Source organism: Flavobacterium frigoris (assembly GCF_900111075.1).
Lineage (GTDB): Bacteria > Bacteroidota > Bacteroidia > Flavobacteriales > Flavobacteriaceae > Flavobacterium > Flavobacterium frigoris.
The window spans coordinates 81,364-95,636 of sequence record NZ_FOFZ01000006.1 but is presented as its reverse complement, the minus strand read 5'-3'; the positions used below and the strand labels follow the sequence as shown (position 1 = coordinate 95,636).

Annotated in this window: 11 protein-coding genes; 3 read left to right on the top strand and 8 right to left on the bottom strand. The window is 34.7% G+C overall.

Going from position 1 to position 14,273, the window contains the following annotated elements; all coding sequences use genetic code 11:
* Positions 1-116: 116 nt before the first annotated feature.
* Complete coding sequence (locus tag BMW63_RS09850; protein WP_074723302.1) at positions 117-1,484, bottom strand: NAD-dependent succinate-semialdehyde dehydrogenase; 1,368 nt, start codon at positions 1,482-1,484, stop codon at positions 117-119.
* A 481-nt stretch (positions 1,485-1,965) separates the two neighbouring features.
* Between BMW63_RS09850 and BMW63_RS09845 the strand changes: the two genes are divergently transcribed.
* Positions 1,966-2,397, top strand: a complete 432-nt coding sequence (locus BMW63_RS09845) for an FKBP-type peptidyl-prolyl cis-trans isomerase (RefSeq protein WP_074723301.1) — start codon at positions 1,966-1,968, stop codon at positions 2,395-2,397.
* A gap of 111 nt (positions 2,398-2,508) precedes the next feature.
* On the opposite strand, the gene BMW63_RS09840 is transcribed toward BMW63_RS09845, so the two are convergent.
* On the bottom strand, positions 2,509-3,582 hold the full coding sequence (locus BMW63_RS09840; RefSeq protein WP_074723300.1) for a type I restriction endonuclease: 1,074 nt from the start codon (positions 3,580-3,582) through the stop codon (positions 2,509-2,511).
* Between the two features lie 208 nt (positions 3,583-3,790).
* The gene (locus BMW63_RS09835) at positions 3,791-4,477 is read right to left on the bottom strand and encodes a hypothetical protein (protein ID WP_074723299.1); all 687 of its coding nucleotides are present in this window, start codon (positions 4,475-4,477) and stop codon (positions 3,791-3,793) included.
* A 507-nt stretch (positions 4,478-4,984) separates the two neighbouring features.
* On the opposite strand from BMW63_RS09835, the gene BMW63_RS09825 reads away from it, so the two are divergent.
* A complete protein-coding gene (locus BMW63_RS09825; protein WP_074723395.1) occupies positions 4,985-6,196 on the top strand; it encodes a multidrug effflux MFS transporter in 1,212 nt (403 codons plus the stop codon).
* A gap of 453 nt (positions 6,197-6,649) precedes the next feature.
* Here the strand turns inward: BMW63_RS09825 and BMW63_RS09820 are convergent, their stop codons facing one another.
* Positions 6,650-7,924 (bottom strand): NAD(P)/FAD-dependent oxidoreductase, encoded by a 1,275-nt coding sequence (locus BMW63_RS09820; RefSeq protein ID WP_074723297.1) that lies wholly within the window; start codon positions 7,922-7,924, stop codon positions 6,650-6,652.
* Between the two features lie 553 nt (positions 7,925-8,477).
* Here BMW63_RS09820 and BMW63_RS09815 point away from each other — a divergent pair.
* Complete coding sequence (locus BMW63_RS09815) at positions 8,478-9,083, top strand: outer membrane beta-barrel protein (protein WP_074723296.1); 606 nt, start codon at positions 8,478-8,480, stop codon at positions 9,081-9,083.
* Between the two features lie 232 nt (positions 9,084-9,315).
* Here BMW63_RS09815 and BMW63_RS09810 read toward each other — a convergent pair whose 3' ends face one another.
* The 4 genes from BMW63_RS09810 to BMW63_RS09795 all read right to left on the bottom strand — a co-directional run bounded on the left by BMW63_RS09810 (position 9,316) and on the right by BMW63_RS09795 (position 14,263).
* Positions 9,316-9,813 (bottom strand): hypothetical protein, encoded by a 498-nt coding sequence (locus tag BMW63_RS09810; protein WP_074723295.1) that lies wholly within the window; start codon positions 9,811-9,813, stop codon positions 9,316-9,318.
* A gap of 140 nt (positions 9,814-9,953) precedes the next feature.
* Positions 9,954-10,277 carry a LytR/AlgR family response regulator transcription factor gene (locus tag BMW63_RS09805; RefSeq protein ID WP_074723294.1) on the bottom strand — a complete coding sequence of 108 codons (324 nt, stop codon included), beginning with the start codon at positions 10,275-10,277 and terminating at the stop codon, positions 9,954-9,956.
* Positions 10,278-10,444: 167 nt separating this feature from the next.
* Entirely contained in the window at positions 10,445-10,843 is a 399-nt protein-coding gene (locus BMW63_RS09800; RefSeq protein ID WP_074723293.1) for a response regulator, read from the bottom strand.
* An 18-nt stretch (positions 10,844-10,861) separates the two neighbouring features.
* Complete coding sequence (locus BMW63_RS09795; protein WP_074723292.1) at positions 10,862-14,263, bottom strand: chemotaxis protein CheB; 3,402 nt, start codon at positions 14,261-14,263, stop codon at positions 10,862-10,864.
* Between the last annotated feature and the right edge of the window lie 10 nt (positions 14,264-14,273).

Here is a 14,273-nt window from a genome sequence, read left to right as displayed (position 1 = left end):
TGCATTTGATTGGGTTTGTTTCCACGTTCAATTCGGAAAGTAGAATAAGCCTCCCTCCTACATTGTTGATTAAAAAGTGTTCTACTGACAATGTAGAAGGGAAATTTATTTACCTCTTAATCAATCCAAATCGTTTTTGTATTTACAAACTCACGAATACCATAAGCAGCTAATTCTCTTCCGTAACCACTGTTTTTGATTCCGCCAAAAGGCAATCTTGGATCAGAAACGACTAGTTTATTTACAAAACTACTTCCTGCTTCCAGTTGTAGTGCTAACTTTTCTCCGCGTTGTATATCTTTAGTGAATACTCCTGAACCCAAACCAAATTGCGAATTATTAGCCAATTCCACAGCATGAGCGTCATCTTTTGCTCGTATCACCGAGGCCACAGGGCCGAATAATTCGTTGTCAAAGGCTTCCATACCTGGTTTTAGATCAACCAATATGCTTGCAGGATAATAGGCGCCTTTTCCTTCTGGGATTGTTCCTCCAAGAACCAAACGCCCGCCTTGTTGTATTGTTTTTTGTACTTGTTGGTGCAATTCATCTCTTAAATCGAGCCTTGCCATCGGTCCGTAGTAGGAATCGGCGCTGGTTGGATCCCCCATTTTGGCCGCTTTCATTTTCTTAGTGAATAAAGCCACGAAATCATCATAAATTGCATCATGAACAATAAATCGTTTGGCAGCGATACAAGTTTGTCCGTTGTTTTGTAGTCGGCCCAAAGTAGCTAAATCAGTTGCTTTTTCTAAATCTACGTCGTCCAGAACTATGTAGGCATCACTACCTCCCAGTTCCATTACCGTTTTCTTTAAGTTTTGTCCCGCAATTGAAGCTATGGAACGTCCAGCAGCATCACTACCAGTAAGTGTAATGGCAGCAATATTTTTGTCTTCGATCAATGTTTTTACGTCTTTAGAATCTACATTCAAATTCGTAAAGACGCCTTTTGGAAATCCTGCCTTGATGAAAGCGTCTTCGATGGCAAAAGCACAGCCCTGAACATTTGAAGCGTGTTTTAAAACTCCAGTATTCCCAGCCATTAATGAAGGAGCAGCAAACCGAATCGCTTGATAGAAAGGAAAGTTCCACGGCATTACTGCTAGAATTACTCCAATAGGTTGAAACGTAACATAACTTTTTACAGCCTCTGTTTTTACAGTTTCATTGGCTAATAATGTGCTTGTATGTTCTGCATAATAGCGGCAGATCCATGCACATTTTTCAACCTCTTTGCGGGCTTGACCAATCACTTTTCCCATTTCTCGGGTGGCTAGTTGTGCGTATTCCTCCTTGTTCGCATCAAGAACATCGGCTAATGCGTACATTAGTTTGGCTCTTTCTTCAAATGTTTTTTGTTTCCAAAGATGGAATTCTTTTTTTGAGGCTGCTATTATTTCGAGTGCTTCAGTGCTTGTAATTCGATCGTATTCACTTATTTTTTCGTCCGTTGCCGGATTGATGCTTATCGTCTTTGTCATTGCTTTTATTTTTAAGTATGTACCGCTGTTTGTTAGCGTAAAGTATAAAAGTACTAAAAAGAAGACGGAAATTTAATCGCTTTTGGTTTAATTTGGCAAAGAGCTTCGCTGATTTTCTTATCGCAGATGGAAAAAATAATATTTGCAAATCGCTACTAAGGGAATTGCTTATAACGCACTAACTTTTAAAGAGTAAGTTGGATATTTAATGCCAAATCGAAATACTGACAGCATTGTCATGATTTTTAAGATAGTAAAGCGACAGGACTCTACTTTTAAATTTTCAATAATTTTCATAAATAGTTGGTTAATCTATTGATTTTATAGGAATAAGTTGCCAAATTAGTCATTTTTACAAACTATTTCTATTTACGGGCTCTTTGGCGTGGTTTTGGCGCCTAAGCAGATGTAAGTTTAAATTTAAATACGCAGCGGGTAAAAATTACACAAAACGTATTTTTAGAATTAAAAAAACAATTTTATGATTCAAGTTAGAGAGAACAACACGGTTAAGGTACATTACGTTGGAAAATTATCAGATGGTCAAGTATTTGATAGTTCAGAAGGAAAACAACCTTTAGAGTTTACTTTAGGACAAGGAAAATTGATTCCCGGATTTGAAAAAGGGTTGATCGATATGAAATTAAATGAGAAAAAAACAATTACTATTTCGCAAGAAGATGCTTATGGTGAAGCCCGCCAAGATCTAATTCAAGAAGTAGATAAAAGCCAACTTCCTGAGGATATTACTCCTGAAGTGGGAATGGGATTAGTTTCTAAATCTTCTGATGGAAACGAAATGAATTTACTTATCGTTGAAGTTAAAGAAGCGACTATCGTCATTGACGGTAACCATCCTTTGGCAGGAAAAGAACTAATTTTTGATCTTGAAGTAGTTGATATTCAAGGATAATTAGTACAGTATTTTATTATAAACGGGACGGTAGTTTTTGAAACTATTGTCCCGTTTTTTTGTAATTTTAGGTTTTACAAGTAAACGTTATTTAGAATTTCTACAAGTTGGTTATTCGTAATTTTTAATTGTTGATAATAGTTCCGCTTTGAAATTATAAATCTCTTCAAGTGAATTAATTAATTTCTTTTCGCCATTGTCTTTACCATTGTTAAAAAGTTCAATATATTTATTTGCAGAGTTAAAATGTAGTCTACATAATGGTTTGCGATTGTTGTCATCCAATAAAATTCCAAAATAAGATTGAGTATCTCTAAATGCAATTCTTGATGCCGAAAGTGATTCTCTTAAAATGGCTTTAATGATCTGTGAACCTTCTATTTCTTCCTCGGTGGTTATGAATTTTGGTTCTTCAACATTTTCATCTATAAGGTTAATTTGTGCTGTCACGTTCGAAGAAACATTTTCATGAATGTCTAAAGCATTCTTCAATCTAAAATTTATAGAATCATTTATAGAGTTCGATATGGCTTTTTTAGTATATTCTTTGAACGTTGCCAATCTAGTAGCGGTAATTGGTTTTTGAAAAAATCGATTTACCAAAAGTTTAATTAATTCATCTGATGGTTCTTGCAGTTCCTTTTCAAATTCTGTTCTTATAGCTTTGATATATTTTAATCCTTCAGCTGAATCTAAAATGTCGATAAGATTATATCCGTTTTTAGAAAATTTTTCAAGAATCTTTAAACTAGTATCTTTAATATTGGACAAATCTAGAGTAAAAAATGGTTTGTCATCCATTATGTTTGGTTTCTCTAAATCTGCATAAAAATTGTATGTATGACCATTTGTTAGTACACCAAATCTAGATTTAGAAACATGATAATATCTATGTAATTGAGAATTATGAGCATCTACATTTTCTTTCCAGTGTTTGCATTCAATAATTAAAATTGGTTCTCCGTCGCGCATTATAACGTAATCAATTTTTTCTCCTTTTTTAGTTCCAATGTCACAAATATACTCTGGAATTACTTCAGTTGGATTAAAAATATCATAGCCTAAAATTTGAATGAAAGGCATCACGAACGCATTTTTAGTTGCTTCTTCTGTCTTAATTTGTTCTTTTAATGAATCAACTCTATGATGTAATTGTTCTAATTTTTGTTTAAGGTCAGCTTCCATATAGTATTTTTTGTTTTATTATTAATTAGATTTTTCTTTTTATCCAAATTATCAAAACGGGTTAGACTACGTTTTGTAGCTTTAATATAGGGTGTGGTTCGTAACCTTTCAATTTTCGGCTTTACAGAAAATATGATGCGAAACTGTAATTTCACTAAAACCCAGCTATATCAAAACAGCTGTTGGCGAATCGGTTTTATATTTGTTGTTAATTTAAATTACGTTGGTAATTCCATATTAAATTATCAAGTTTTTTAGGTGTAATATCAAATCCATTCTTTTGGAGTTTTTTTGCAACTTCGGCAAGAATAATTTGACAATCGGATAAACTTACATTTTCCTCTGAAATACTTTCTAAAAAGCGAATAATCATCCTATCTGGTTTAATCAAATCGTCTGAGCCTGCAAGCATAAAAAAATACGTTAAAGAAATTCCGCTTTTTTGACCAGGAATTTGTTTAATGTCTATTTCAAACTCTTTACTTGAAATAATTTTATAGAGATCACTCAATTTGTTTACCTCATGTTTTTGCAAAATTTTCAAGAATTTAATTACTGCTTCAGATTTTAAAATTCCACTTCTTGTTGAAGTTCTTTGACGATTTTTGTATATGCTTTCCGTTAATTCTGTGATGGATTTTTGTTCCATTAAATTCAAAAAAAACGATGTTGATAATTCGGCAGATTTTGAAAATTTATCTATTTTATTATGTGCACAAAATCTATTGATGGTGTTTTGGACGATTTCATATTTGACTCCAATTGAAAAAACGGAATCGATTACGCATAACGGAAGATGACTATAATTGAATTCATCTGGGAGAATGTAATTTTTTTTGTCTGCAAAAATTTCAATACAAAAACTTGTAGTTTTTTCAATAATTTTGGAATTCATTATTTATGGTCTTATTTGTTAAGATTATGTGTGGTTTCAACTAAACTGTTCGCTACATTGAATATCCTCGCCACTCAATAGCGACTATACACCTTATTTAGGGTAGATACCCGCTATTCCATAGCGTTTATCTCCATATTCAAATATATACTATTTTTACGAATATTCTGATAAAAAAAACTCGTTCTGAGTACCTTTTCAAATATAGCTTCTTAATAGATAGTTACTTTACGGAAAAACGTAAACGGGATTCGTTTGCACTAAATATTTTAGCCTTGATAGCAGTGAAAAGCCTTTATGGACTGAAACTACTTTTTTCTTGTTGTGACAGAGCGACCAAAGGAAGCTCCTGCCACGACTTAGAAAAAGGGTTGAAGCCAGAAAGCTTAAAACAGATAGCGAGAAAAGCTCCTAAAAATAATATTTTAAAGCTGAATTATATAAGGAGCTGCGGTGGTTTTTTAGGATTTTAATTTTTTACCTTTGCAAAAAAATAAAAAAGCAATTTTGAGTACTACAACACATAGATCTAAATTAAAATATTTCCAGCTCGTTTTAATTTTAGGTTTCCTTACCGCACTTGGTCCGTTTTCAATTGATATGTATTTGCCTGGTTTTTCTGGAATTGCAGCAGACTTAAATACTACCGTGGCCAAAGTTGCCATGAGCTTATCAAGTTATTTCATCGGGATTTCGGCGGGGCAATTGCTCTACGGCCCTTTGTTAGACCGCTATGGTAGAAAAAAGCCATTGTTTATAGGACTGCTGGTTTACATTTTGGCATCCTTGGGTTGCGCATTTGTTACTGATATTGATACGTTTATTGGTTTGCGATTCATACAAGCCGTGGGAAGTTGTGCTGCTACGGTAGCTTCGATTGCTATGGTTCGGGACTTATTTCCTGTCAAAGAGATTCCAAAAGTACTTTCTCTATTGATGTTAGTCGTTGGACTTTCGCCAATGCTAGCCCCAACAATTGGGGGTTATGTAACGGCAGCCTACGGATGGCACGTTGTGTTTTTAATTTTAATGGGGATTGGGATGGTGGTTCTTTTGGCCGCTCAGTTTGGGTTGCCGCATACTCACGAACCAGATACTTCCATCTCGTTGAAACCAAAACCAATTATTCTTAATTTTTGGAGTGTGGTGAGAGAGCCTCAGTTTTATACGTATGCGTTTACAGGAGGAATAGCCTTCTCTGGTTTGTTTACTTATGTTGCCGCCTCCCCTATTCTATTCATGGATATTTTTAAAGTGGATGCCAAAACCTATGGTTGGATTTTTGCTTTTATGTCGTTGAGTTTTATCAGTGCCAGTCAGTTAAATTCCTTGTTACTGAGGAAATTTAGCAGTGAGCAAATGATCTTTGGCGCTTTGATTACACAATCAGTTATTAGTATTGCTTTTTTAATCGCTGCTATGAACGGTCTTTTGGGATTGTATGAAACCATAGGGATGCTGTTTATATTCCTGGCTTGTTTGGGGATTTCAAACCCTAATACTGCCGCCTTGACATTGGCTCCATTTGCAAAAAATGCGGGTAGTGCGTCGGCATTAATGGGCGCGATTCAATTGGGATTAGGTGCGTTTGCTTCATTTGCAGTAGGTGTTTTTGTAAAAGATTCTATGGTACCGATGGTCGTGATTATGATGGTTAGTACGATTGTGGCGTTAGTGGTTTTAAGTTTTGGTAAACGAAAGATTATAGTAAAACATTAAGTTGCTGCTTTTTTTTAACATATAAGTCCTATAAGTTAAAGGAGCCAGTGGATTAGTGGACACGAGACTTTTTTTTTAACCACATAGAGACATAGATTTTTTTGTCTTTAAAAAGAAAGCTCCGCTTTGAGATAGAAATCAGAGAGGTTGTGGAAATTGATTATTCATTCGAAACTATAAAAGAAAACTTATATGACTTATACGTTTATAATAAAACTACTCATCGCTTCAGATTAGTAAATTCTCTGTTTCTATGTGTTTAGATTTTTAAAATTATGTAACGAAACTTATAATGACTTATATGGTAAAAAAAAACATAAGCCATACAAGAAAACTTATATGACTTATATGGTTTTAAAAAAATACTTATTTTAGTTTATTAAATCCTATATTTCTATGTATTTAATTTTTAAAATTATACAAAGAAACTTATATGACTTATATGTTTAAAAATTAATTGCTAGTTTTTTTTCTCGTCTTATCAGGTCTGATTATCATTCGTAACGATTGATCTTGAGAGAAATAAGCAATCATCCAGTTGAAGAAGGTTTGTATCCTATTGCGGTATGTTATTAAGGAGATTAGGTGAATGAATAGCCATATCAGCCAAGCAAAAAAGCCATTGAAATGCATTTTGGGTTTTGGTAAGTCAACTACAGCTTTATTTTTACCTATAATCGCCATCGAACCTTTATCGTTGTATTTAAAAGGGATTAAAGGTTTATTACGGGTCATTAACTTGAAATTTTCTGCCAAATTTAGTCCTTGCTGAATTGCAACTTGCGCCACTTGTGGATGTCCGCCAGGAAAAGCGGTATCGGTGAGTTGAATACAGGTATCTCCGATGGCGTAAATGTTCTCCGTTCCGTTTACTTTATTGAACGCATCGGTGGCCATTCGTCTTCCTCTACCGTAACTTTCGGCAGGAATGCCATCAAATACCATAGCGGATACGCCAGCAGCCCAAATCAGGTTCTTAGTTTGAATCGTTTTTCCAGTAGACAAAAACACGGTATCATCGACATAATCAACAACCTGTGTATTCAATTGTACTACCACTCCCAATTTAGTTAGCGCTTCAAGCGTACCTTCCTGCGAGGCTTTACTCATTGGGGCCAGTAAAGCAGGACCTCCGTCGATTAAATAGATATTACTTGCCGAGGTTCCTAGTTCTGGGTATTCTTTTTGGAAAATACTCTTTCTCATTTCAGCATACATTCCGGAAACTTCCACTCCGGTTGGCCCTCCTCCGGCCACAACGATGGTCAAGAGTTTTCGACGTTCTCTGGTGTCCTTGCAAATTGCCGCTTTTTCTAAATTTTTTAATATGGTATTGCGCATTTCAATGGCATCATTGAGCGTTTTCATTGGAATGGCATTTTTCTTTACGTTTTCCATTCCGAAATAGCTCGTTTCGGCACCGGTTGCAAAAACCAGATGGTCGTAACTTAATTCGCCATTGTGCAGTATAATTTTATTTTCGGATGGCACTACTTTTAGAAGTTTTCCGAGACGAAACTTCAGATTCTTCTTTCCTGCAAAAAATTTACGGAACGGGTAACTAATACTAGAAGGTTCTAAAAAAGCGGTAGCTACCTGATATATAAGTGGCGGAAAGAAATTGTAATTGTTTTTGTCAACAAGAGTTACCTGAATCCCTTTTTGGTTTAAAAGTTCTTTGGCAAGGTTAATCCCCGCAAATCCTCCGCCTATTATTACAATATTCATATGCTCTTATTTAATGGTTTTAATAAAAAAATCTCCCATAAAGATACATTATTTATGAGAGGCTATTTAATTTTCAAATAGTAAAAAACTATGATAGGATAATTTTAGTAATACTTCCTCTGCTTTTCATGTCCTGAAAATAATTTATAATTTTATTTCGTAGTTCTTTCTGATTGATTTTGGTGAAATGAATTACTCTAAATAGATGTTGTGGTAAATATAACAAGTCTAAAAACCTCATTATCAATATTTTTAAAAATAATAATGATATTAATTTTCCTGATCGAATGGATTTTATCTCAATTTGTACCCAAAACGAAATGAGTCATGGAATTTTCGATTATTTGATAGGATAATTTTGCTTTTCAGCTAAGTTTAGTTGTTTTTTTTAGATAAAAAAAGTTAAAAAGTTAATAGAAATGTAAATATTTTAAACAATAGTTAATGAATAACCAGTATAAACAGAGAAACATGATTTATATCAGTTTTTAAGCGCAAGGATGCGACTAATTTTGACTCATAATAAAAAAACAATATTAAAATAAAAAACAAAATGAAAACAATTTTACTAGTAGCGGCTGTGGCAATTATGAGTCTAACCGTTAATGCACAAGAAAAAAGTAAAGGTTTACAAGGAATTTGGTGGGCTGCTGGCCAAGTGTCTTTTGGTTCATCGGAAACCGGAACAGCAAAATCTACTAACAATATGATTTTACCAATTGTTGGTACATTTATCTCTCCTTCAGTAACTGTTGCGCTTGGAATAGGTAACATCAATTCAAAAACAAAAGACGGATCAACAACTCTTGCTGAATCTAATACTTTTGTGATTAAACCTTTAGCTAGAAAATACTGGAATGTTTCTGGTGGTTTATTTTTCTTCGGACAAGCTGCTTTGCCAGTTATGATGGGTAAAGATAAAATTACCGATGATAAAACATCATCTGTCGCTTTAGAATTAGCTCCTGGTTTTGATTATGTAATCAATAAATGGTTAACTGTTGAAACTTCTTTCACAGTTTTTAATGTTGGTTCAAGTACTACAACTCCAAAAGTTGGTGAGAAAACAACTAATTTCAACTTCAACGCTAATCCGATGAACTCTGTTGGAGACAGAAAAATTGGAGACTTACAAGTTGGTGTAAAGTTTTTGTTCTAATAAAAGATAAGTTTTTGTTTAGTAACTGATTGATAATCGGTCGAAAAAGCCGCTATACTTAATTGTATAGCGGCTTTTTTAGCGACTAGTGAATTATACTTTCGACTTTAAACAGTTAGAAATAAACTTGGGATGTGCTTTGGTCATAGCTTGTAATTCATAGTTACCTCCCTCCTAGGGTTTATAAAATCTACAAAACCTTAGTTTTTATTAGGCGTTTTTCTTATGCTTTTTATTTAGGATCAAAAGGTTGTGGAATTCTATTGTTTTCGGTTTCTCTGTCAAAAACTAAAGAAATAATTTCCCATTTGTTATTTGCGTAAAAAAGCTGAACGCTATTTATGCCGCGTCTTGCAACAAATCCATTTTTTTCTAATCGAGTTTCATAAGTACTCCAAACGTTTGCAATATTTCCGAATACTTTTACTTCTCGATTAATTTCAGTTTCATAAAATGCCGAATTTACAACCATATCGTCGGTTTCTTTGTGAAAGTCTTTCACTGTTAAAGTTACTTGTTTAAATTCTCCGTTTGCATTTGACATATAAGAGTAAATCGCATTTGGATTGTGAATGGAAAAATCTCTTTCCCATTGTCTTTTTTCCCCAGCTTCGCCCGAAACTACCTCATAAAATGTTTTCATTAATCCATCTATTGTTGCAACATCTTCGATTAACGGAAAATTTTTTTTTGTTTTTACCTGTTGCAAATTTCCTTTTTTAATTGCCATAATTACAAAATTAGTTTAAAATTATTCGTGTCATATTATATGATTTGAAAACAAACTAACTACGTTTATTTAGGTTAGAAAAGTTATTTATGTACTCTTGTGGGTTTTCTATGCAAACGGCTTCAAATTCTATTTGGTTGTTAAAGCAGAAACTTATTAATAGCAGCATTTAGACATTCCCGATAACTTTTTGAAACCGAAATTTTAGTTCCCTTTAAAACAATATGATTGTCTTCAAAAGAATCGATATTTATTAAATTCACGATATACGAATTATGGACTCGCATAAATTCATTTGGCAAATTGTCGATCAGTTCTTTTAAAGATTTATAGTAAATGTGTTTTTTATTTTCAACCGTTAGGATTTCAACGTAATTACCTAACCCTTTGATGATTAATATTTCATCAAAGCGAAGTTTAATTAATTTTTTATCTGTTTTTATGAAAGCAAAATTATCTATCATTTACTTGATTTTGTTGCATCGGCGAGACTATTTTGTTTGAGAATACTTTGCTGATCTACTTTACTTCGCTCACGGCGAATGCTGTTTTCTGCAATCAAATTTATATGAATGTCTAGAACAAGTTGTTGATGGAAACTTGCAACTATGTTAACGCATTAGTGACATCATTAAGAGAGTATTTTAGGTCTTTCGATTGCTTCAAGAACTTGAGCGGGAAGTTGATTAATATCCGCTGGTTTATTGAGAAACCGTGATGCCCCAAGTTCGTATAGTTCTTTTATAGTATCTTCTGAAAAAGAAGTGGAATACATAATTACTGGAATATTTTTTAGTTTTTGATCGCTTTTTAGTTGCTTCAAGCATTCACGCCCGTCCATGTGGGGCATATTTAAATCGAGGAATATAAAATGCGGCAGCTGCTCTGCCTTTCTCAATAGTTCAAGCGCTTCTATACCGCCATTTGCACCTAAACATTTTACAGAAGAAAGCATTTTTGTTAGTGCTTCTTTGAAAAAGAACCTGTCGTCTTTATCATCGTCTATTATCATAAAAATCATTTCCTCCATAGTTTCTGGTTTTGTAATTTATTGCGGTTGTATAAGAGGTAGTATTACATGAAAGAATGCACCTTCATTTTCTTTTGAATTTGAAAAAATTTCTCCGTGATGGTTTTCAATAATTTTTTTACACAATGCTAAACCAATACCTGTGCCAATGTAAGTTTCTTTATCATGCAGACGTTGGAAGATAATGAATATTTGTTTTGCATATTGTTGTTCAAAGCCGATGCCATTGTCCTTGAAAATTATTTCGACATAAGGAATCGAAGGATTAAAGGAGGGATATTTTTCAACTTCTTTTTCTGAAAGTATTCGTGATGTAATGTTAATAACAGGCGGAACATCTGTTTTAGAAAATTTAAGAGCGTTGCTAATGAGGTTGTAAAAAAGCTGGTTCATTTGCACAGGGACCGCATCAACCATAGGTAGATAATCAATCGTTATTTTTGCTTTCTTTTCTTCTATTAATAAGTCAAAATCATTTAAAACGTTTTTCACTGTTTCGTTTAGGTCAGTCGTTGAAAATATTTTTTCGTGTTGGAGCAGTCGCGAATAATTGAGCAGGTCTTGTATAAGTGTTCTCATGCGGCTGGATGCACCTTGTATTTTGTTGAGATAGTAGAGTACTTCTGTGCTCATCTCGTTTTGGTGTTTATCTTGCAAGCGGTTGGAAAAGGTTAAAATTTTTCTCAACGGCTCTTGCAAATCGTGACTAGCTACATTAGCAAACTGGTCTAAATGACTATTACTTTGCTTTAATTCCTCGTTTGATTTATGGAGTGCTGCGGTTCGCTCTTTTACCTGTTTTTCTAATTCTTCGGCAAATGTTTTTAATTTTTGCTCAGCTAATTTCCGTTCCGTTATATCTTCAATGGCAAGGAGAATTAACTTCTCTGAATTTTTTTCATTTATAATTTGCAGTGCGTTCAGCAGCAAAGTACGTTTACCGATGGAAGGAAAATTGAGACTGATTTCAAAGTCGGTAAGGCGTTCACGTTCTGGAAGAATTTTTTCAAGCAAGGAGCGCATCAAATTATCATCCCATTGATGATTTTGAATTTCGTAAAATAATTTTCCTTCTGTATCTTGCTCTTCTGTATTAAATTTTTTGTAAAAGGATGCATTGGCTGTTTTGATACAGAGTCTTTTATCAAGTACGATAAGCGGTTCGCGGATTGTAGTCACAATGCTTTCAGCATAGTAGCGAGCGGTATTGAACTGTTCCTGCTTGTCGAGTAATTCTTGATTTACGATGATAAGTTCTTCGTTTGTTGATTGCAGTTCCTCTTTGGATGTTTCTAACTCTTCATTCAAACTTTGCATTTCCTCATTACTGCTTTGCAATTCTTCGTTGGCACTTTGCAATTCTTCGTTAGAGGCTTCCATGTCTTCTGTAATGGATCGCATGTCTTCGCGGATGTGGGCCAATTCTTTTTCTAATTGCTCATTGTGTTTTTCTGCTAGGTCTATTTTTGTTTTTCCTGATAAGGATAATTTTTCTTCTTGATGCGCAGGAATGGCGGTTTTCTCAAATCGAATTAAGTAATGTCGTTCCACGGTATCAGTGAGCGGAATGATTTCTATCGCCACCAAAAATTGCTTTTCCCGCCCCACTTCGTCATTCATGGTAGCGTTAGTTTTTACAGGAATATCTAATTTGGTAATTGTTATTTGTTCCTTGGAGGCTTTGTGAATGGCGTTTCGCAATTCAAACCCTAAGCCTTCTCGTGCCATTTTCACTAGATTGTGAGTGGGTTTACCCTGCGGTACTTGAAGAAAAGGTGTAATATCTCCGTGAATATGCACAATGTCCAATTGCTCATTCACTATTACGCTTGCAGGTGATCTGGAAATCATGATCGCCTCTGCACTTTTTCGGAAATCAGTTTGCTTCACTTCAATTTTGGTTGCGGATTTATCTTTTGTTGTCATCCTTTCGTCTTTGCGTTCGGTGGGAACATGCGTGAACCGACCCGGAGTTGGCTTGCGCGAATAAATTTTTTCATTCTTCTCCACTTGAGTAAACAAATCGGAGGATGCACCTACTGTTTCAGATTTACCGAGAAGAAGAAATCCGTTTTCTTTCAGCGCGTAATGAAAGGTGGCAAATGCTTTCTTCTGCAAAAAAGTATCCATGTAGATAAGCACATTGCGGCAACTGATTAAATCCATTTTTGCAAATGGAGGGTCTTTTAAAAAATTGTGAGGAGCAATCACGCACATATCACGAATGTGTTTGCTCACTTCATAACCGTCCCCATTTTTTGTGAAATAATTTTGGATTCGTGACGCAGAAAGTATTTCAACATCAGCTTTAGTATAAACTCCTGCGCGTGCTATTTTAATTGCTTTTTCAGAAATATCTGAAGCGAAGATTTGAATTTTTTTATTCTGTGCTTTCTCTCCCAAAAATTCGTCTAGGCAGATGGCGATTGAATATGCTTCTTCGCCTGTAGAACATCCCGAAATCCATATACGTATAGGTGCATCATCATTTTTATTTTTTAGAAAAGTAGGGAAAACTGTTTCTGTTAATGCCTGAAAAGTTTTCGGATCACGAAAAAAAGAAGTAACTGGAATTAGAACATCTTGAAAAAGTGCATCTTGTTCAGCTGTATTGGAGCTCAAAAATTCTAAATAGCTGGTAATATTTTTCTTTTTTACAAGAGCACTTCTCCTCGCTATGCGCCGCTGTAAGGTTTGTTGCTTATAGTAAGCAAAATCAACACCGCTTCGCTGGCGAAGCAACAAAATAATTTGTTTGAAAATATCATCATCTTTAACAAGTTGCTTTTCTACTTTGTAAACCTGGCTTGTGTTATACGCGCTGTTAATTTGCAAAAGCTGCTCGGGTATTTTTTCGGGAGCTAAAATAAAATCAACTACTCCCGCATGGATAGCACTTTGTGGCATACTATCATACGCGGCTGATTCCTTGTCCTGTGCAATGCAGATGCCTCCGTATTCTTTGATGGCTTTCAAACCTTGTGTTCCATCGCTGCCTGTACCTGATAATACAACACCAACTGCAAATTTTTTGTGCACTTCGGCCAATGAAGTAAAAAAAATATCAATGGAGAAATTAGTAGTCTTCTTGTTTCTGGGAGAAAGTTGGAGTACCCCATCGGTTGATATTAAAATTTTGTTGGAAGGAATGATGTAGATATTGTTAGGTGCAAGATGAATGTCTTCAGTAATCTCAAATACGGGAATTTTAGTAACGCGTTGTAAGATCTCAGGTAAAAAACTTTCGTGTGACGGGTCAAGATGCTGCACCAACACATACGCCATTCCAGAACTTTCTGGTATAACAGTAAGTAATCGCTTAAATGCATCAAGCCCTCCTGCTGATGCACCGATTCCTACTACAGGAAAGTTCTGCACGGTGGCAGACGGTTGAGTCTTAATTTTTTTTGGTGCTGCCATTGAAACTAAA